This window comes from Corallococcus aberystwythensis (assembly GCF_003612165.1).
In the GTDB taxonomy this organism is placed as follows: Bacteria; Myxococcota; Myxococcia; order Myxococcales; family Myxococcaceae; genus Corallococcus; species Corallococcus aberystwythensis.
Window position 1 is genome coordinate 1 of the sequence record NZ_RAWK01000190.1, and the last position, 20,238, is coordinate 20,238.

At 69.3% G+C, this 20,238-nt stretch carries 17 protein-coding genes; 10 read left to right on the top strand and 7 right to left on the bottom strand.

Annotation, left to right across the window (positions count from 1 at the left end; translation table 11 throughout):
- The first annotated feature begins 187 nt into the window (after positions 1-187).
- Positions 188-682, top strand: coding sequence for a CarD family transcriptional regulator (locus tag D7W81_RS27470; RefSeq protein ID WP_014398206.1), 495 nt, complete (start codon positions 188-190; stop codon positions 680-682).
- A 141-nt stretch (positions 683-823) separates the two neighbouring features.
- Here D7W81_RS27470 and D7W81_RS27475 read toward each other — a convergent pair whose 3' ends face one another.
- Entirely contained in the window at positions 824-2,278 is a 1,455-nt protein-coding gene (locus tag D7W81_RS27475) for an FHA domain-containing protein (protein ID WP_120558358.1), read from the bottom strand.
- Between the two features lie 128 nt (positions 2,279-2,406).
- Here D7W81_RS27475 and cysS point away from each other — a divergent pair, with 128 nt between their 5' ends.
- The 7 genes from cysS (at position 2,407) to D7W81_RS27510 (ending at position 11,942) form a co-directional block, all read left to right on the top strand.
- Positions 2,407-3,876: a cysteine--tRNA ligase gene (gene cysS / locus D7W81_RS27480; RefSeq protein ID WP_120558359.1), complete on the top strand. Its 1,470-nt coding sequence runs from the start codon at positions 2,407-2,409 to the stop codon at positions 3,874-3,876.
- Positions 3,877-3,922: 46 nt separating this feature from the next.
- Positions 3,923-5,599, top strand: coding sequence for a M28 family metallopeptidase (locus D7W81_RS27485; RefSeq protein ID WP_120558372.1), 1,677 nt, complete (start codon positions 3,923-3,925; stop codon positions 5,597-5,599).
- Positions 5,600-5,678: 79 nt separating this feature from the next.
- On the top strand, positions 5,679-7,829 hold the full coding sequence (gene uvrB / locus D7W81_RS27490) for an excinuclease ABC subunit UvrB (protein WP_167508108.1): 2,151 nt from the start codon (positions 5,679-5,681) through the stop codon (positions 7,827-7,829).
- A gap of 15 nt (positions 7,830-7,844) precedes the next feature.
- Complete coding sequence (gene uvrC, locus D7W81_RS27495) at positions 7,845-9,785, top strand: excinuclease ABC subunit UvrC (RefSeq protein WP_120558361.1); 1,941 nt, start codon at positions 7,845-7,847, stop codon at positions 9,783-9,785.
- Positions 9,786-9,923: 138 nt separating this feature from the next.
- Entirely contained in the window at positions 9,924-10,442 is a 519-nt protein-coding gene (locus tag D7W81_RS27500; protein WP_014398200.1) for a DUF507 family protein, read from the top strand.
- A gap of 61 nt (positions 10,443-10,503) precedes the next feature.
- Positions 10,504-11,535 (top strand): hypothetical protein, encoded by a 1,032-nt coding sequence (locus D7W81_RS27505; RefSeq protein ID WP_120558362.1) that lies wholly within the window; start codon positions 10,504-10,506, stop codon positions 11,533-11,535.
- 92 nt (positions 11,536-11,627) lie between these two features.
- Positions 11,628-11,942, top strand: a complete 315-nt coding sequence (locus D7W81_RS27510; RefSeq protein ID WP_306440914.1) for a hypothetical protein — start codon at positions 11,628-11,630, stop codon at positions 11,940-11,942.
- Between the two features lie 12 nt (positions 11,943-11,954).
- Here D7W81_RS27510 and D7W81_RS27515 read toward each other — a convergent pair whose 3' ends face one another.
- The 3 genes from D7W81_RS27515 to D7W81_RS27525 are packed head-to-tail and all read right to left on the bottom strand — an operon-like array spanning position 11,955 to position 15,493.
- A complete protein-coding gene (locus D7W81_RS27515) occupies positions 11,955-12,941 on the bottom strand; it encodes a DUF3108 domain-containing protein (protein WP_120558364.1) in 987 nt (328 codons plus the stop codon).
- Between the two features lie 25 nt (positions 12,942-12,966).
- The gene (locus tag D7W81_RS27520) at positions 12,967-14,652 is read right to left on the bottom strand and encodes a DUF4091 domain-containing protein (protein ID WP_120558365.1); all 1,686 of its coding nucleotides are present in this window, start codon (positions 14,650-14,652) and stop codon (positions 12,967-12,969) included.
- A 34-nt stretch (positions 14,653-14,686) separates the two neighbouring features.
- The gene (locus D7W81_RS27525; RefSeq protein ID WP_120558366.1) at positions 14,687-15,493 is read right to left on the bottom strand and encodes a DUF3108 domain-containing protein; all 807 of its coding nucleotides are present in this window, start codon (positions 15,491-15,493) and stop codon (positions 14,687-14,689) included.
- 291 nt (positions 15,494-15,784) lie between these two features.
- Between D7W81_RS27525 and D7W81_RS27530 the strand changes: the two genes are divergently transcribed.
- Positions 15,785-16,006, top strand: a complete 222-nt coding sequence (locus tag D7W81_RS27530) for a hypothetical protein (protein WP_120558367.1) — start codon at positions 15,785-15,787, stop codon at positions 16,004-16,006.
- 22 nt (positions 16,007-16,028) lie between these two features.
- Here the strand turns inward: D7W81_RS27530 and D7W81_RS27535 are convergent, their stop codons facing one another.
- Positions 16,029-16,694 (bottom strand): YggS family pyridoxal phosphate-dependent enzyme, encoded by a 666-nt coding sequence (locus D7W81_RS27535; RefSeq protein ID WP_120558368.1) that lies wholly within the window; start codon positions 16,692-16,694, stop codon positions 16,029-16,031.
- Entirely contained in the window at positions 16,691-17,284 is a 594-nt protein-coding gene (locus tag D7W81_RS27540) for a Maf family protein (RefSeq protein WP_120558369.1), read from the bottom strand. Before D7W81_RS27540 ends, D7W81_RS27535 begins: the two co-directional genes overlap by 4 nt.
- A 64-nt stretch (positions 17,285-17,348) precedes the next feature.
- Between D7W81_RS27540 and D7W81_RS27545 the strand changes: the two genes are divergently transcribed.
- Positions 17,349-18,449 (top strand): GGDEF domain-containing protein, encoded by a 1,101-nt coding sequence (locus D7W81_RS27545; protein WP_120558370.1) that lies wholly within the window; start codon positions 17,349-17,351, stop codon positions 18,447-18,449.
- Here the strand turns inward: D7W81_RS27545 and D7W81_RS27550 are convergent, their stop codons facing one another.
- Entirely contained in the window at positions 18,450-20,027 is a 1,578-nt protein-coding gene (locus D7W81_RS27550) for a peptidylprolyl isomerase (protein WP_120558371.1), read from the bottom strand. It lies immediately after the preceding gene.
- Positions 20,028-20,238: the final 211 nt, after the last annotated feature.

Here is a 20,238-nt window from a genome sequence, read left to right on the forward strand (position 1 = left end):
CACCCCCACCCACCGCCCCGTCCGTTACGCGGCGCTCACACACCGAGCGACACCGCACACAAAACCGGACACCGTAGTGCGGCTGTCATCGGGTGGTCAAGGCGATTTCGTTGCCCGTGGATGTGGTTTGTGGTAGTAGTGGCGGGCGCGAAGGCTGGGGTCGAAGCTTTCTCCAAGGAGGCATTTAGTGCAGACCAGCTTCAAGACTGGTGACAAGGCGGTTTATCCGGGCCAGGGCGTCGGTGAGGTGATGGGCATCGAGCACACCGAGGTCGCCGGGCAGCGCCAGTCGTTCTACGTGCTGCGCATCCTGGAGAACGGGATGCGGATCATGATCCCCATCAACAAGGTCGGTTCGGTTGGCCTTCGGGAGATCATCAGCGAGGAGGACGTCAAGCAGGTCTACTCCATCCTCCGCGAGAAGGACATCTCCGTCGACTCCACCACGTGGAACCGCCGGTACCGCGAGTACATGGAGAAGATCAAGACGGGCTCCGTCTTCGAGATCGCCGAGGTGCTCCGCGACCTGTACCTGCTCAAGGGTGACAAGGACCTGTCGTTCGGCGAGCGCAAGATGCTCGACACGGCTCGCTCGCTGCTCATCAAGGAGCTGTCGCTGGCCAAGGACTGCTCCGAGGAAGAGGTCGAGTCCGACCTGAAGAAGATCTTCAACCTCGCCTGAGTCCCCGCGTGACGCGAAGGCCCCCGCGGCCATCGCGTTCGCACCCCGCGCCCCGGGTTCCCTCGATGGAATCCGGGGTGTCGTGTTTTCAGCGTCCGGCAGCCGGGCCTCCCGGGGCCGAGCCCTGACGAACGGGCCCGCTCAAGGCGCCTGCGCTGCGAGCGCCGCCAGCTGTGTGCGGGCCTCGGCGTTTTCGGCGTCGTACTGGAGGGCGGCGGTGAAGGCCGTGCGGGCCTCGGCGAAGCGCTGGGCCCTGGCTGCTTCCTGGCCGGTGCGCACGTAGAGCCCGGCGAGCTGGCGGCGAAGGCTGAGCCCCTGGCGGCTCCATCCCTGGGACAGCTCCTGGTCCGCCCGCACGGCGGCGCCGAGCGCATCCAGCGCCCGGGGGCGGTCCTGCTGCGCCAGGGCGGTCCGGGCGGCGGACTCGGCAGCCTGGAAGCGGGTGAGTTGTTGCACCAGGGGCGCCAGGTTCGCGCGCTTCGCCTGGGCCAACGCTCCGGCGACATCCCCGGATTCGTAGCGCGAGAGGATGCCCGCGCGCTGACGCTCATCCGGAGGTCCCGGCGGCTCAGCCGAGGGGTGGTCCTTCCGCCCGGCTGCGGCGGCCGCCTGACCCGTGCTCGCAGGCGGGCCGTGGGCCAGGTCCGGAGCACTGGCGGGCGCCCGGCTGGCGTGTGCGCCTCGTGCGATGTCCGAGGCGCTGAGCCCCTTCGAAGCGCCAGTGCTGCCATCGGGTGTGGGGGTCGCGGGATGCAGGCCGCGAGCGACGTCCGTCGCACTCAGCGGGGCGTCCTGTTGGGGGCTGACGTCCGGCACTTTCGCGGGAAGCTCCGCGGCGGCATCGTTCGCGGGCGCGGCCGGAGCCCCAGGGGCCTTCGTGGGAGCCCCGTCCGCCATCCGCATGGCCACCCCGCTGATCAACGCCGCCACCACGGAGCCCACGACCACCGCGGCCACCGCCACGGCGACCCCGCTCAGCGGGCGCTTCCCCGGGCGAGGCAGCGGATCCAACAACGTCCGGGGCACCGCCGGCCCGGCCCCTGAACCGCGCAGCCGCAAGGTCGCGTTGCCCAGGCTCAGCTCGTCCCCGGGTTTGATCTCCACCTCGCCCTTGATGCGCAGGCGGTTGACGAACGTGCCGTTCTGGCTGCCCAGGTCGCGCACGGTGAAGACATTGCCCCGCCGGGTCAGCTGCGCGTGGCGCCGGCTGATGGACGCGTGCTGGAGCCGCAGGTCCGACGTGGACGACCGCCCCAGCGTGATGGAGCCCTGGTGCAGCGGCACGAGCTGCCCCGCGCCCGGCCCTCGCTCCACGTACACGAACGCGGGCGTCACGCCTGGATCCGAGTACTCCTTCGCCCAGTCGTACCGGGGTGACAGCTCCCGGTCGGACTTCGTGCGCTCGCCCGGCCCGCGCCGCTTCACCTTCCGGGGACCGGCGGGGTACTGGGGCACGCGCTGCGGGCGCGGATCATCCGCCTGCAGGGGCGCCACCTCATCGTCGTCGAAGGGCAGCTCGTCCGGGTCGTCCGAAGACGCCTTCTGCCCAGGAGGGCGGGGAGGGCGCGGCGGACGCTTCGGATTCGGCGGGGCCATGCGGCGATTCTCCCTATCCGACGCTTCCAACGCCAAGTGCTGGCCTGTGTGGGACCCGGGATCCTAGAGTGTGTATCGCGTTGCGCAAGTGCCGCGCCCGCCCTGCTCCCAAAGGAGGACCTTCCACCGTGGCCCCCTCACCCATCCGGCTCTTCAATACGATGTCCATGCAGAAGGAGCCGCTGGAGCCGCTGGTGCCCGGCGAGGTGAAGGTCTACGTCTGTGGGCCTACGGTCTACAGCTACATCCATATCGGGAACGCACGCACCTTCACGTCGTTCGACGTGGTGGTCCGCTACCTGCGCTACCGGGGCTTCAAGGTGACGTACGTGCGCAACTACACGGACGTCGACGACAAGATCATCAAGGCCGCGCACGAGACGGGGGAGGAGCCCATCGCGCTCGCCTCGCGCTTCGTGGAGGCCTTCCGCGAGGACGCCCGCGCGCTGCACCTGCGCGAACCGGACGTGTCCCCGCGCGTGAGCGAGACCATCCCGGAGATCATCGCCCTCATCGGGACGCTCGTGGACAAGGGCTACGCCTACGAAGCGAAGGGCGACGTGTACTTCGCCGTCGAGAAGGACGAGGACTACGCGAAGCTGTCCAAGCGCCACGTGGACGACCTGTGCCAGGGCGAGCGCGTGCAGCCCGGCGACCTCAAGCGCCAGCCCCTGGACTTCGCGCTGTGGAAGGCGGCGAAGCCCGGTGAGGTGTCGTGGGACAGCCCCTGGGGCAAGGGCCGTCCGGGCTGGCACATCGAGTGCTCCGCGATGAGCGAGAAGTTCCTGGGCCGCACGTTCGACATCCACGGCGGGGCGCTGGACCTCATCTTCCCCCACCACGAGAACGAGATCGCCCAGAGCGAGTCCTCCACCGGCCAGACGATGGCGAAGTACTGGATGCACTGCGGCTTCCTGGACCTGGAAGGCGCGAAGATGTCCAAGTCGCTGGGCAACGTGGTGCGCCTGCGCGACGCGCTCGCCAAGGTGGACCCGGAGGCCCTGCGCTTCTTCTTCCTCTCCACGCACTACCGCCACCCGCTCAACTTCGGGGAGAAGGCACTCCAGGACGCCGAAGGGCGCATGGAGTACTTCTACGAAACGCTGCGCAAGGTGGACGAGCGCGTGGCGGGCAAGGACTTCGGCAAGGGGCCGCTGCACGGAGAGCCCGCGCGCTTCCTCGCGGAGTTCGAGTCCGCCATGGACGACGACTTCAACACCGCGGGCGCGCTGGGTGCGCTGTCAGGCCTCTTCGGCTTCATGAACGAGCTCACCGACAAGCCGCCCGTGAAGGACAAGCCGCTGGTGGGCCGCACGCTCCAGTCGCTGCGGGAACAGGTGCGTGAGACGTCCCGCGTCCTGGGCGTCTTCGAGGACGACCCGGGCGAGTGGCTCCTGCGCCGCCGCGACCGCGCGGTGCGTGAGCGCGGCATCGACGTGGCGGAGGTGGAACGGCTGCTCTCCGAGCGGACCGCCGCGCGCGCCGCGAAGGACTTCGCGAAGGCGGACGAGGTGCGCGGGGCCCTCAAGGCCCTGGGCGTGGACATCATGGACACGCCTGCTGGCACCTCCTGGAAGGTGGCGGCGCCCGCCGCCTGAAAACCCGCTGGGGGGCGCCCGTGCGGCCATGCTACGCACGGAGCCCATGAGGCTCCTCCCAGCGCTGTTCGTTTCGCTGTGTTCCGCGTCCGCGCTTGCCGCGGGCGCGCCCACCGTCACGCCGCAGGAGAAGACGGCCGGACAGGCCATCACCGCGGACCTGCTGCGCGCGCACGTGCGCTTCCTGGCGAGCGACCTGCTGGAGGGCCGCGGCCCCGGCACGCGAGGTGACGCGCTGGCGCAGGAGTACATCGCCACGCAGTTCGAGGGCCTGGGCCTGAAGCCGGGCGCCGAGGGTGGCGGCTACCTCCAGCGCTTCGACCTCATGGGCATCAACAGCCATCCCGGCGCCATGACCTTCCAGGCGAAGGCGGGCCGCGTGGAGCTCCAGCCGCGCGAGGACTTCATCGCCGTGTCCGGCGTGCAGGCGACGGAGGCGAAGCTGGACGCGTCCGAGCTGGTGTTCGTGGGCTACGGCATTGTCGCGCCGGAGTACCAGTGGGACGACTTCAAGGGCGCGGACCTCAAGGGCAAGACGCTGGTCATCCTCAACAATGATCCGGAGGACGACCCCCGCCTCTTCGGAGGCAAGGCGCGCCTCTGGTACGGCCGCTGGGACTACAAATACGAGCAGGCGGCGAAGACGGGCGCGGCGGGCGCCATCATCATCCACACCACGCCCAGCGCGGGCTACCCGTGGCAGGTGGTGCGCACGTCGTGGACCGGCGAGCAGTTCGAACTGCCCGCGGGCGACGCGCCCCGCCTCCAGGTGAAGGCGTGGACCACCGAGGACGCCACGAAGCAGGTGATGAAGCTGGCGGGGCAGGACCTGGAAGCGCTGCGCGCCGCCGCGCAGAAGCGCGACTTCCGACCGGTCCCGCTGGGCGTGACGCTGTCCCTGAGCCTCACCAACGAGGTGCGCCGCCGGCCCACCGCCAACGTGCTGGGCCTGCTGCCCGGCAGTGACCCCACGCTGTCAAAGGAAGTGGTGCTCTACAGCGCGCACCATGACCACCTGGGCAAGAAGGACGACGGCAAGCCCGGCGAGGACGTCATCTACAACGGCGCGCTGGACAACGCGGCGGGGGTCGCCGCGATGCTGTCCGTGGCCCGCGCCTTCACCGCGCTGCCCACGCCTCCGCGCCGCACCATCCTCTTCGCCGCGGTGGCCGCGGAGGAGTACGGCCTGCTGGGCTCCGCGTACCTCGCGGCGCATCCGCCCGTGCCTCCAGGGCGCATCGCCGCGAACATCAACGTGGATGGCGGCAACGTGCTGGGCCGCACGCGCGACATCACCGTCATCGGCCTGGGCAAGTCCTCCCTGGACACCTTCGTCACCGCGATGGCGAAGACGCAGGGGCGCACGGTGAAGGCGGATCAGCTCTCCGACCGCGGCTTCTTCTACCGGTCGGATCAGTTCAACTTCGCGCGGCAGGGCATCCCGGCCGCCTACTTCGGCAGCGGCATGGACTTCATCGGCCGGCCGGAAGGCTGGGGCAAGGCGCAGCGCGGGCAGTGGGAGGCGAAGCACTACCACCAGCCCTCCGACGAGGTCCGCCCGGAGTGGGACCTGTCCGGCGCCGTGGAGGACACCCGGCTGTTCTTCCTGGTGGGGGCCCAGGTGGCGAAGGCCCCCCAGATGCCCGCATGGAACAAGGGGGACGAGTTCGAAGCCGCCCGCCTGAAGTCCCTGGAGGCACTGAAGGCCCCGTCCGCGCAGTAGGGGAGCGCCCCGTCCTCTGCTGGACGGGCATGCACGAAGGTTCAGTACACAGGCAGCGGGGATGTTAGATCTGTCCTCTATGCCGGAGTTCGAACTCGTCAGTGAGCACAAGCCGCAGGGCGACCAGCCAAGGGCCATCGGGGAGTTGACCGAGGGCCTGCTTCGCGGCGACCGCTACCAGACCCTCCTGGGCGTCACCGGCTCGGGAAAGACGTTCACCATGGCGAACCTCATCGCCAACGTGAAACGGCCCTCGCTGGTCATCGCGCACAACAAGACGCTGGCCGCGCAGCTGTACGGCGAGTTCAAGGGGCTCTTCCCGAACAACGCCGTCGAGTACTTCGTCTCGTACTACGACTACTACCAGCCCGAGGCCTACGTCCCGTCGACGGACACCTTCATCGAGAAGGACTCGTCCATCAACGACAACATCGAACGGATGCGCCACTCGGCGACGCACAGCCTGCGCACCCGCAGCGACGTCATCATCGTGGCCAGCGTTTCCTGCATCTACGGCCTGGGCGCCGCGCGCAGCTACGTGGACCTGGCCATCCGCGCCAACGTGGGCGAGGAGATGGGCCGCGACGGCTTCATGCGCAAGCTGGTGGAGGCCCAGTACGAGCGCAACGACCTGGACTTCCACCGCGGCACCTTCCGCGCCCGTGGCGACACCGTGGAGGTGTTCCCCGCGTACGAAGAGGAGCGCGCCGTGCGCGTCAGCTTCTTTGGCGACGAGGTGGAGCGCATCACCGAGTTCGACCCGCTGCGCGGCCAGACGCTGGGGCAGCTGGAGAAGATCGTCATCTTCCCCGCCAGCCACTACGTCGCCGGCGCCGACGCGCGCCAGAACGCCATGCGCACCATCCGCGAGGAGCTGGCCGAACAGCTCCAGAAGTTCAAGGCGGAGGGCAAGCTGCTGGAGGCGCAGCGGCTGGAGCAGCGCACCATGTTCGACCTGGAGATGATTGAACAGGTCGGCTACTGCAACGGCATCGAGAACTACTCGCGCCACTTCACCGGGCGCGCGCCGGGTGAAGCGGCCCCGTGCCTCATCGACTACTTCCCGCGCGACCTGCTGGTGCTCATCGACGAGAGCCACCAGACGGTGTCCCAGATTGGCGCCATGTACCGGGGCGACCGCGCCCGCAAGGAGACGCTGGTCAACTTCGGCTTCCGCATGCCCAGCGCGCTGGACAACCGTCCGCTGAAGTTCGTCGAGTTCGAGGAGATGGTCCCCCAGGTCGTCTTCGTCTCCGCGACCCCCGCCGAGTACGAGCTGCAGAAGTCCAAGGGCGTGGTGGTGGAGCAGATCATCCGCCCCACGGGCCTCACCGACCCGGAGGTGGAGACGCGCCCCGCGGGCAACCAGGTGGACGACCTCTTGGAAGAGGTCCGCGTGCGCGTGTCGCGCAAGGAGCGCGTGCTGGTGACGACGCTCACCAAGCGCATGGCGGAGGACCTCACCGAGTACTACAGCGACGTGGGTGTGAAGGTGCGCTACCTGCACTCGGACATCGACGCCATCCAGCGCATGGCCATCATCCGCGACCTGCGCCGGGGCGAGTTCGACGTGCTCGTGGGCATCAACCTCCTGCGCGAGGGCCTGGACATCCCGGAGGTGTCGCTGGTGGCCATCCTGGACGCCGACAAGGAAGGCTTCCTGCGCAGCCACGTGTCGCTCATCCAGACCATTGGCCGCGCGGCGCGCAACCTGAACGGCCGCGTCATCATGTATTCGGATCAGATGACCGACTCCATGAAGCGCGCCATGGAGGAGACCACGCGCCGCCGCGACATCCAGCGCGCGTACAACCTGGAGCACGGCATCACGCCGCGGTCCGTGAAGAGCAACATCACCGACTTCACGCAGAACATCCCGGACTACGACGCGGGCGCGGGCGCGCTGCCCATGGCGGCGGAAGGGGAGAACGACCTCCTGGAGCCCAAGGAGATCAAGCGCCTCATCACGGAGTTCAGCGCCGACATGCTCAAGGCCGCGGACGAGATGCAGTTCGAGAAGGCCGCCGAGTTCCGCGACCGCGTCCAGCTGCTCAAGGACATGGACCTGGGGCTCAAGCCCGCCTCGCGTTCGCTGCTGCGTGCGCCGCCCAAGCCGGCGGATCAGCCCGGCACCACGCCCAAGAAGGGCAGGGGACGCGGGCGCCCGTCGGCTTCCTCGGGCAGTGGGTCCTCCGGGGCGCCTGGCCGTTCCCGGTCACGCAAGAACTAGGAACGAGGCCCCTCCATGGACATCCGGCTGCAGGAGAAGCTGGACGCGCTGCCCACCGAGCCCGGCGTGTACCTGATGAAGGACAAGCGCGGGACCATCATCTACGTGGGCAAGGCCGTGAACCTGCGCAGCCGCGTGCGCAGCTACTTCAACCGCTCCGGCGACACCCGCGTCTTCGTGTCCCTGCTGGACACGATGCTGGGCGACCTGGAGACGGTGCTCGTCCACAACGAGAAGGAGGCCCTCCTTCTTGAAAACGAGCTGATCAAGAAGCACAAGCCGCGCTTCAACGTCCTGCTCAAGGACGACAAGCAGTTCATCTCCCTGCGCCTGGACCGCACCCAGCCGTTCCCCCGGCTGGAGGTGGTGCGCAAGTACGAGAAGGACGGCGCGCGCTACTTCGGCCCGTACTCCAGCGCGGGCGCCATCCGCGAAACGCTGCGCCTCATCAACCGCTTCTTCCGCCTGCGCACCTGCACGGACCACGTCCTGGCCAACCGCAAGCGGCCGTGCCTGCTGTATCAAATCGGACGGTGCCCGGCTCCGTGCGTCCATCCGGTGTCCCCGGAGGACTACGGCAAGAGCGTGGACGAAGTGGGCATGTTCCTGGAGGGCAAGGCGGGGCAGCTGATTGAAGGGCTGCGCCTGCGCATGAAGCGCGCGGCGGTGGAGCTGAAGTTCGAGGAGGCCGCGCGCGTGCGTGACCAGCTGCTCGCCATCGAGCGCAGCCTGGAGCGCCAGAAGGTGGCCACCACCGACTTCAAGGATCAGGACGTGTTCGCCCTGTATCGCGAGGGCGACCGCATCCTGTTCTACGTGCTGCACGTGCGGCAGGGCCGGCTCAACGGCGGCCAGGCCTTCCCCTTCGGCAGCCAGGAGTTCCCGGACGACGAGCTGCTCGCCTCGTTCGTGAACCTCTACTACGACCAGGGCGGCTTCGTGCCGGAGGAGGTGCTGCTGCCCCTGGAGCCCGGCGACGGCACCGACGGCCTGGAGGCCCTGCTCACGGAGCGCAAGGGCGAGCGCGTGCGCGTCTTCGTCCCCAAGCGCGGTGAGAAGCATGAGCTGGTGGGCATGGCGGTGAAGAACGCGGAGCAGGCCTTCATCGAGCGCAAGCGCACCAAGGACGAAACGGACACGGTGCTGTCACGGCTCCAGTCCAAGCTGGGCCTGCGCAACTTCCCGCGCCGCATGGAGTGCTACGACATCTCCCACTTCCAGAGCTCCTCCATCGTCGCGTCGCAGGTGGCCGTGACGGACGGGGAGACGGACAAGTCGCGCTACCGCAAATACAAGATCAAGACGGTGGACAAGCAGGACGACTTCGCCAGCATGTACGAGGTCATCACCCGCAGGCTCAAGCGCGGCCTGGAGGACAACGACCTGCCGGACCTGCTCGTCATCGACGGCGGCAAGGGCCAGCTCGCCAGCGCGCACGCGGCCATGAAGGACCTGGGCGTGGAGGGCGTGGACGTGGTGGGCCTGGCCAAGAGCCGCGATCAGGAGGTGTTTGACCGCGACGCGGAGAGCGCGAAGAGCCCCGAGCGCATCTTCGTCCTGGGCCGCAAGGACCCCATCGTCCTGCCCCAGAACTCGGCGGAAATGTTCATGCTCACGCGCATGCGGGACGAGGCCCACCGCTTCGCCATCACCTTCCAGGGCAAATCCATGCGCAAGAGCTCCTTGCGCTCCGCGCTGGAGGACATTCCCGGCGTGGGTGAAGGCCGGCGGAAGATGTTGCTGCGCCACTTCGGTTCTCTCAAGCGGGTGGGTGACGCCAGCATCGAGGAGCTGGCCGAGGTCGTGGGCCCGGCGATGGCCGAGCGCGTCCACGCGGGCCTGCATGGCGATCCCGAGGACGACACGGATGACCCCGTGCGCGAAGCCTCCCTGGATGACGCTTCCGAACCCGTGCATGAAAAAGCGGATGGAGGGTCGCCACCGGGTGCGGCATGATTAAGTTCCGCTTCGGACGCCGGGGGGACTGGCCGCTGGAACCCGCGACGTTCCTAGGGTTTTTCATTGCGACCATGCTCGGCGCTGATTTATAGCGGTTGAAGATCCGAGCACGTTTGAAGAGGACGAGGGACCGACATGAGGCTGTATCCGAAGGTGATCCCGATCATCTCGCGCGAGGCCATTCAGCAGCTCATGCAGGACGGGGACATCGAGGTGGAGCCGATGCGCGTGGCCGACGCCGAGATGGATCTCTCCGCCATCATGCGCGAGTACCTCGCCAACGAAGAGCGTGTGAACCAGGCGACGCGCGAGGCCCTGGAGCGTCGGGGATATGACTACTCCAAGTTCAACCAGGTGAAGCGCGAGATGGCGGACGTGCGCGGCTTCAAGATGGGGGACGAGGGCATCGAGTACGTCATCAACCAGATGATTGAGTTCCTCCTCATCAGCCGGAACGTCGAGGAGGTCTACTCCCCCGACAACGTGCTGCGTCAGAAGATGTTCCAGGGCATGAAGAAGCACCTGGACGTCGACGACGAGATCGACCGGGAGGCCCGCTCGCGGCTGAAGCACCTGCAGGAGGGCACGAGCGCCTTCGACATCGAGTACAACAAGACGGTCGAGCAGATCCGCCGCGCCCGCGGACTGATTTAGTCCCGGGGCGTGCCACGGCCCGCTCCGCTGCCTACCTTTGATTTCAAGGGAGGCAGCGTCGATGGCGGGTCCAATCACGAGCATCTTGCTGTCCGGTTTCCTGGCGGCGGCGCCAGGGGGCGACGGGGTCACGTTCGAGGGCCGGGAGGCCAGCGCGAGGACCGAGCAACCGGACGGTTACTACTTCCAGGGTACGCTTCCATTTGGTGACCTGACGGAGCGGGGCACGGGGCAGGCGTCGCTCTCCGTGCAGGACCGGGTCGGCGTGGCCAACGCGACCTTCGGCGACAAGGCGCAGCTCTCCGCGAGCCTGCGCATTGGCGGCGCGGACTACCGCGTGGAGCTGACGCAGACGGGCTTCCCGCCGAAACAGGCGATGTCGCGGGCGCCCGCAGGGCCGCTCCCTCCGCCGCCGCCGCATATGGTGGAGGGCGGCGTGCTGATGGGGACGCCGCTCTACGGTGAAACAGGCCTGGGCTGGCGCGCCACGACGCGCGCGCACGCGGCCATGGCCGTGTGGGGCATTGGCAGCGTGTGGCGCAACGGGACGCTGCTGACGGACTCGGCGCTGATTCACGCGGCGGCGTTGGACGCGGGCACGTACTCGGATGACGACACGACGCGGCTCCTGCGCGAGGCGAGGCCCGGGGATGCGGAGCTGGTGGTGGTGGTGTGGAACCTGCCGCCGGGAGCGGAGCCGCGCGGGTTCATCCAGTTCCTCTTCGACAACGTCGCCATCGACGTGGAGGGGGCACGGGTGCCGTCCGTGGCGGTGGTGCCCACGACGGGGGATCTGCCCAGGTCGCTCGCGACGTTGACGCCGGTGGCGCCCACGGCCTTCCCGGCGGCGGTGGCGCCGATGTCCGCGCCGCGCTTCGGGCAGGGGACGCAGCAGGGCACGGGAGGCAGCGGCACGGCGGGCGTGCCGGTGTTGAGCGGCGCGCCCGCGCCGCTGCTGGGCACGCCCGCGCCGCTCAACTCCTCACCGAGCACCGCGCTGCCCGCCACGCCCGCACCGGCCAACGCCGCGCCCGCCACGGGTCCGGCCGCCGCGCCTGCCGCCACGGGCGGCGCCGCGGGCCCCGCGCGCTGAAAGGGGGGAGGGGGTGGAAAATTGACCGGACGCTACGGGCCTGTAGCGTCCTGGGCATGCCCCCTCCCGTCGCAGCCCTCGCTCCCCCCGGGATGTTGCGCCGTACCGACCCCGTGCGCGGGGCGGTGGAGCGCCTGGCCCGGACGCTGCCCGCTCGCGCGGACGCCACCGTCCTCCTGGACTTCCTGGAGGACGACCTCCGCGAGGGTCTGGATGCCCTGGGCGACGTGCAGGCCCACTTCCATGACCTCCTGCTGACGCTCCACCGCGAGACGCTGACGCCTGTCGCCGTGATGAACGCGGGGGAGGACCTGCACGTGCTCCAGCGCCTGGAGGACCTGCACGAGGTGGTGACGCACCTGCGCCGCCGTCTGTCGCAGGCCGCCGGGATGATCCGCAACGGCTAGCTCAGCCCCGCGTCACCACTTGAGATCTTCCTTGCCCTGCGCCTCCATGGGTTTTTCACCGGGGCGCTTCACGCCGGACAGGGTCAGACGCACCGCGCCCAGGTCGATGGCGCCCACGGCGGCCAGCGGGAGACGGCGGTCGTCGTCGGTAATCCAGACGTGCACGTCGCGCGTCTGCGACGGCCGGTCCAGGCGCACGGCGGTGCCGGCCAGGTGCCAGGCGTCGAACTCGCCCAGGGGCAGCGACACGTGCTCGCGCTCCACCACGGTGGCCGTCATGCGCCACATGCGGCGGATGCCGTACACGTCGAAGCAGACGGGCAGGTCCTTCTTCAGAGGCAGCTGGCGGATGAGGTAGATGGCGCCCGCGACGTCCAGGCCGTCCTTGTCGAAGGCGTAGTTGAACTGGCCCTTGGGGCGGTCCCCAATCTGGTAGTCCACCTTGACGCTCTTGTCCTGCGCGCCGAAGTCCACGTTCACCTTGCGGCGCTGCTCGTTCTCCACGGCCTCTTCCGTGTACTTCGAAGGGCGCAGCGTCTTCGGGTGCAGGTAGCTGGTCGCGCTGCCGCGCACCCGGCGCACCTTGGAGAACAGCGTGTTCGTCTGCGCCTCCACCAGCACCGGCAGCGAGCCATTGGCGGGACGCTGCACGCGCATGGTGAGCTTGCCGGCCTTGGCGCCCATGGCGTCCATGTCGAACTCGAGCAGCTCCCCCGGCTTGAAGGCCAGCGGCGAGCGCAGCGTGGGCAGGGCCTGGTCGCACGGCTTCACCGCGACAACGGGCTCGGCGGGCGCGGCGGCGGCGGACGCGTCGCCGGTGTTCTCCGGGGACTCCGCGGGCTTCGCGGGGTCCGCGGCGGTGTCCGTCCCGGGCGCCTTCGTGGAAGGGCTCAGGACGGACTTGAGCGGGAGTGGCCGGGCCTCCTGGGCCTGACCCGGGATGGCGCTGAGGGCGCTGAAGGCGAGGCAGGCCGCGACGAGGTTGCGCATGGCGTTCATTCTGCTTCCTCCCAGGGGGGAGTGACTACGGGGTTCCCCCGGAAGTCCGACGTCCGGAGCGCTTCGCTTGTTCAGCCGACTGACGCTTCACGATGCGCTCGGTCACTTCCTGGCGCACCGCTTCCCACTCCGCCGGGTCCCGGGAGATTTCGTAACCGGACTTCGCCAGCCGCTTCGCCGCCGTCTTCGCGAAGGCGCCATCGCCCAGCGAGGTGAGCAGGCGCAGGTATTCGTAGTCCTCCAGGCCGTCGCGGATGTGTTTGAGCCGCAGCGACACCACGGGCTGGTGCTCCGTGCCGCCCAGCTTCGCGGGCGTGCCCGGGTAGAAGAGGGTGCCGTCGCCGTTGCCGCCGAACTCGAAGAGGTCCGCCCAGGGGTCCTTCTTCGTGTTGTAGGCGAAGACGGTGTCGAAATAGAGCTCGCCGTCCACGCCGCTTCCAAAGGCCAGCACGCCCATGGCGCGGTTGAGCGGGGCCGGGTGGTCCACCATGTACGAGGCCCAGTCGCTGTACGCCTTGTCCAGCGCCTTGTCCGGAGGCGGACCGCCCGTGCAGCCGTGGGCCATACAGCTCTGGTACCACCACACCTTCGCGCGCGACGGCAGCTTCGAGCGCGCGGTCGCGGCGTCCGCCACGAAGTGGCACGTCTGCGGCCCCTCGCGCGGGTAGAAGCAGTTGATGATGGGCGTGAGGATGTCCACCGACCCCTGGAACGCGGGATTCAGCGCCGTGGTGACGAGCACGGGGATGTTTCCCCCCGCGTCATGCACGCGCTTCGCCTGCGCCTTCACCAGCGGCACGTCCGCCGGCTTGGGTTCGTCCTTGGCGTAGAAGAAGAGCTGCGCCTTCCAGCCCTTGTCCTCGAAGTGCTTCTGGAAGGCGCGGTAGTACGCCGTCTTCTCCGCGTCCGTGGAGGCCTTGCGGTTGTCGCGCACGTCGGCCGTGGTGAAGCGCGCGCCGGAGGGCAGCACGCTGCCGTCCAGGAAGGGCGCCATCTCCGCGTCGTACGCGGTCCAGTCCAGCACCGCGCGGCCGTCCTGGAACTTCACCGGCGGCGGATCCATGCCCATGCCGTGCGCGCTCACGCGGTGCTCCAGCAGTGCCTTGCCGTACGCGCGCAGCAGGGCCCTGGCCTCCGGCGAGTCCGCCGGGATGCCGTGCCCCTTCGCGATGCTGTACAGCGAGATGCCGAAGCTGTTGGGCAGGGACGACGTCGCGGGCAGGTCGAAGGGCCGCACCTCCACCGTGAAGGGGACGGCGGGCAGCTCCTTCCCGTCCACCGAAGCCGTCAGGCTCCCCGTATAGGTGCCGGGAGCCTGCTTCGCGGGAACGCAGACCTCCGCGTAGACGACGGTGGGATGTCTGGGATTGCCGGGCGCCGACAGGGGCACCAGTGCGTCCGGCCACGGCCCGGTCCTGCCCTCGCCGTTGGAGGGCGTCTTCACGTCGACGTAGACCTCACGCCACGTGTCCACGGTGAGCGGCGCGCCCGGCCCCTTGAGGGCCAGCGGCTGCATCGTCACGCGCGTCACGCCCTGGGGGAGGACCAGCTGCGTGCCCTCGCACTCGCCCCGGGCCGCGCTGAGGCGGGCCTCCTTCGCGCCCTTCGGCGTCGCGTCCGGCCGCACCTTCACCAGCGGCGACACCACCTGCACGCTACCCGGCGCGGCGGAAAGCACCGCCGCCACTGCCCATGCCCAACCCACGCCCATGCCCCCTGCCTTCCCCTGGTTGGCGGACGACGCTTCAGTCGCCCGAGTTGTCCGCCCGGGCCACCACCACCACGCGGCCCGGCTTGTAGTCCGTCAGTTCCGCCACGATGGTGCCCAGCGCGAAGTCCGCCTCGATGCGCACCGGCACGTGCCGGGCGTCCGCGCTGAGGTACGCGACCATGTCGCGCTTGGACTCCAGCTTGCCGCCGAACTCCGTGTGCACGCGCACGCGGAAGGTGTCGCGCGCGCCCGCGGGCGTGGTGACCGTCTCGCGGCCCTCCACCGTGGCGCGCATGGTGAACTGCTTGCTGCCGGTGAACACCGGGTACTCGTAGGAGCGGCCCACCGTCAGCTCCTGGCCGCGCAGCGCGAACGTCGCGCCCGTCACGTCCAGCGTGCCCTGGGTCAGCGCGTGCTCGGACTCGCGCGGCGGGTCGCTCTCCTTCTGCTTGATGACCTTCGCGCCGGTGCCGTCCGCCGTGAGCTGGATGCGCTGGCGGCGGCGCTTGCGGTTCTCCTCGGAGTGCAGGTCGCTGCCCGTCACCCGCTGGGCGCCCGCGTCCCAGTACGACACGAAGCGGCTCTTGATGGGGTAGACGCCCACCAGGTCGTCGGACTTCGCCGTGGACACGATGGGCCACACGCTCTGGCCCCACTGCGTCATGGGCGCGCCCACCGTCACCGTCGCCGTGCCGGCCGTCAGCCCCAGGTAGCGCACCCGGTACTGGGCCTGCTCACCCGGGCCGAACGCCGTCCCGGTGGGCTCCTGGGCGTGCGCCAGCGCGGACCCCATGAGTCCCACCACCGCGGCCGTGAACCCCCAGCTGGACAGACTGCGCATCGGGTGTGCTCCCTTGCTTGCAAGTTAGGTGGCCGGCCCGCCCAAGCCAACCGTGCCCATCAACCGCCCCCACCACCGGACATTTCCAGGACGGACGGCCGTGGGACAGCATTCAAAGCCGTCCGGCCGCCCTCCAGACGCGCCTGGAAAAGCCAGGCAGGGGACAGAAGAGCGGCCCGCAGGGGTACACGCCAGCAAGGGCCGCTGACAAATGGCGGACACTCTTGCGCGCCTGCCTGGATGCCCAGCAGGGCGCCCCCGGACGGCCGCCCGGTGCTAGCGTCCGGGCCCATGGCCAACGACTTCCAGTTCGACGACGACGACTTCGCCAAGGACTCGGGCGCGGGGTCCGGCAGCCGCGTGAAGAAGGAGTTCGACTGCCCCGGGTGCAACGCCAACAACCCCGTGGACGAGACGTTCACCGACGGGGACGAGGTGCGCTGCAACTACTGCGGCTGCGAGTACAAGGCGCTCATCAACCAGGAGGGGCGGGTGCGGTTCCGGGAGCTGTGAGCGGCCCCGGGCACACCCCGCGTCAGGAGCGCTCGCCGAAGATGGCGGTGCCCACGCGCACGGCGGTGGCGCCTTCCAGGATGGCCTGCTCGAAGTCGTGCGTGGTGCCCATGGACAGGGCCGTCAGCGCATGCGCCGCCGCCAGCTCGCGCAGCCGGGCGAAGCCCTCGCGCATCCGCGCCACGTCGTCCGTGGGCGGCGGCAGCGCCATCAGCCCCACCACCTGGAGGTTCGGCAGCTCGCGCACCTGGGCCAGGAAGCCCGCCAGCGCGTCCGGCGTGAGCCCGTGCTTGGTGTCCTCGCCGCCCAGGTTGAGCTCCACGTAGCAGGGCAGGGGGGCCGCCCCCGCGCGCCGCTTGGACAGCTCCACGGCGACGTCCAGCCGCTCCAGCGCGTGGAAGGCGTGCGCGACGCGGGCCACGTACTTCACCTTGTTCGTCTGGAGCGAACCAATGGCGTGCCAGCGCAGGCCGTCCAGGTCCTTGAGCTCCTCGGCCTTGTCGCGCAGCTCCTGGGCGTAGTTCTCCCCGAAGTCGCGCTGGCCCGCGGCGTACGCCTCGCGGATGAGCGCCGCGGGCTTGAGCTTGGACACCGCCACCAGCGTCACGGACGACTCCGGCCGTCCCGCGCTCGCGCAGGCCTTCGCCACGCGCTCGCGCACCCGCGCCAGGTTGTCCGCCACGCTCATCGCCGGCCCTCCGTCCAGGGCAGCGGCATGCCCACGCGGGTGAGCAGCGCCAGCGTCTCCCCCAGGGGCAGGCCCACGACGTTGGAGGGGCTGCCGTCGATGCCCTGCACCAGGAAGCCGCCCTTGCCCTGGATGGCATAGGCGCCCGCCTTGTCCAGGGGCTCGCCGGTGTCCGCGTACCAGGCAATCTCATCCGGCGAGAGCGTGCGAAAAGTCACCTGCGTGCGCACGACCTGGGAGTCCCGGGCCCGGCCCGCCACCGCGATGCCGGTGAAGACCTCATGGACGCGGCCGGACAGCCGGGCGAGCATCTCCCGCGCCTCCGCCGCGTCCCGGGGCTTGCCCAGGAGCTCCGACCCCAGGGCCACCGTGGTGTCCGCGGCCAGCACCCACGCGTCCGGGTGTCGGGTGGCGACCGTGCGGGCCTTCTCCACGGCCAGCCGGTGCACGTAGTCCGACGCAATTTCTCCGGCCATCGGCGTTTCATCGATATCCGCCGCCGCCACGGTGAAGCGAAGGCCCAGCTGGGCCAATAAATCCTTGCGCCGGGGCGATGCGGAGGCGAGAACGAACAGAGCGGTTGGATCCATGGGCGGGTGCGGGGTGTTTCGCGCTCGCGGGCCTTAGCAGACTTGCGCTCCAGAGGGCACCTCGATGAACCCCGCGGACCTCCTGTCGGCCATGAAGCGGACAGTGGAGCAACTGGCCGCCTACAACGAGATGGCCAAGGCGCTGACCTCCACGCTGGAGCTGCGCGAAGTGCTCGCGCTCGTGATGCAGAAGGTCAGCGCGCTGCTCAGGCCGCGCAACTGGTCCCTCATCCTGCAGGACGAGCGCACCGGAAAGCTCTACTTCGAAATCGCGGTGGGGGAGGGCGCGGAGGCGCTCAAGGGCCTGCAGCTCAACCCGGGAGAGGGCATCGCCGGGGCCGTGTTCTCCTCCGGTATCGCGCGGCTCGTGCACGACGTGGGCGGCGACCCCAGCTTCGCGCCCCGCTTCGACGAGGCCTCCGCCTTCCACACCCGCTCGCTGCTCGCCGTGCCCCTGGTGGCGCGCGAGCGCGTGCTGGGCGTGATTGAGCTGGTCAACGGCCCCACGGAGCCCGGCTTCACGCATGACGACCTCACCGCCCTGTCCGCCATCGCGGACTACGCGGCCATCGCCATCGAGAACGCGCGCAACTTCCGCCGCGTGCAGGAGCTCACCATCACCGACGAGCACACCGGCTGCTTCAACGCGCGGCACCTGCGCGCGCAATTGGAGCAGGAGGTGAAGCGCTCGGCGCGCTTCCGCCACCCGCTGTCGCTCGTGTTCCTGGACCTGGACCACTTCAAGTCCATCAACGACCGGCACGGGCACCTGGTGGGCAGCGCCACGCTCAAGGAGGTGGGGGACCTGCTCATCAGTCTGGGCCGCCACAACCTGGACGCCGTCTTCCGCTACGGCGGCGACGAGTTCGCGGTGATGTTGATTGAAACGGACACGGAAGGCGCGCAGGTCATCGCGCAGCGCATCTGCGAGGCGTTCCGTGGCCAGCGCTTCCTGCGCGAGCAGGGGCTGGACGTGGCGCTCACCGCGAGCGTCGGGGTGGCGTCCTTCCCGGACCATGCCAGCACGTCCACGGACCTCATCCGCGCGGCGGACTTCGCCATGTACGCGGCCAAGGGCCGGGGCCGGGACGGCATCGCCGTCGCCGAGGCCCCTTCGGCGGAAGGGACCCCTCGCGAGGTCCCCTACGCCCGCTCCGGCGGGTGACTACCCCGCGGAGCCCAGCACCGAGTCGATGGCCTCGGTGTTGGTGACGACGTTGCCGCTCTTCTTCAGGGACTTGAGGAAGGACTCCGTCAGCTCAATCTGCTTGGCCTGACGGGCCTGGGTGCGCAGCTCCTCCTTGCGCTTGTCGAAGCCCGCGGTGTCCGGCTTCTCGCGCTCCACCACCTGCGCGACGATGTTCGCCTCGCCCACGGTGAAGACCTCGTCCAGCACCGCCGGGCCCTTGGCCTCGAAGGTGGACTTCACCAGGCCGGGCGCCGGACCCAGGTGCGGCACGGAGTCACCCTGCGCGGTGAAGCTGTCCGTCTCCACGGCCTCCGGCTTCGTCTCCGCCTCGAAGCGCAGGAGCGCGGGCTGCTGACCAGCGGGGACCGGGAACTGCTCCTTCAGGGACTTGCCGGCCTTCGCCGCGGCCAGCGCCTTGTCCGCCTCCGCCTTGGCCAGACCCTTGGCCTGCTCCTGCTTGTAGAGGCTGGTGGCGATCTCGCCCTTCACGTCGTCCAGCTTCCTGGCCTGGGCGTCCTTCTTCTCCTCCACCTTCACCAGGTGGATGCCCAGCGCGGACTCCACCGGCTGCGTCACTTCCCCGGCCTTCAGCGCGAACGCCGCGTCGGCCAGCGCCGGGTCCCACGTGGTGCGCTCCACCCAGCCCAGCTCGCCGCCCTTCAGCTTGGTGGCGTCGTCGTCGCTGCTCGCCTTGGCCAGGGTGGCGAAGTCCTTGCCGCCCTCCAGCTCCTTGCGCAGGCCTTCCGCCTTCGCCTTCGCCTGGGCCTTCTGCTCGGCCGTCGCGTCCGGGGCCACCTTCACCAGGATCTGCCGGGCGCGGATCCGCTCCGGCACGTTGTAGACGAAGCTGTTCGCCGAGTAGTAGTCGGCGATCTCCTTCTCATGCGCCTTCTGGAACGCGGCCAGCTGCGCGGCCGTGGGCGCGGGGACCTTGTCCGCGTACATGGTGGGCAGGAAGCGGGCGAACACCAGCTTCGCCTGGTTGCCTTCCTTCTCGTAGCGCGCGCGGACCTCGTCGTCCGACACCACGGCGCCCGTGCGCACCACGTCCATCATCTTCTGGGCGGCCATCTGCCGGCGCAGCTCCTGCTCGTACTCCTGCGGCGTGCGGCGGTAGAAATCGCGCAGCACCTGCTGGTAGCGGGCGAAGTCGAACGCCCCCTCCTTGGAGTGGAAGTCCGTGTTCTCATGGATGAGCTTGCGCAGCTCCTCATCCGAAGGGGTGATGCCGTGGCGCTCCGCCGACTGGGCGAGCAGCTCCGCGTTCACCAGCCGGTCGAGCACCTGCTTGTCCAGGCCGAACTGACGGGCCACCGACTCCGGGATGGGGTTGCCCTGCGAGCGCAGGAAGTTCATCTGGCGCGACCAGGCCATGCTGAAGTCGCGCAGGGGAATCTCCTTTCCGTTCACGGTAGCCACCGCGCTCGCGGTAGGTGCGGCGCTGCCAGTGTCGGCGAATCCGTTGCTGCCCGGACCGAACTGGAGCGTGAACACCACGGCGATGCCGATGATGAACAGGAGGGAGAAGAGCTTCCGGGGATTCAAACCGTCCATTGTCGTCACTTCACGGTCGGAAGCGCCCGCGAATCACCTTGCGGAAGGTCTCGCGGCGCCGTGTTGTTGGTAGCCCGGCCGGTGGGGATGCATGAGTGTCAACACCCCCCCATCCGGGCCTTGACTGCCTAGGACAACAGACCGGAAAATGCAAGCGATTCAGCCAGCTTAGCCAGCCCCACTCCCCCTTCCACCGCAGCCTCCGCCCACC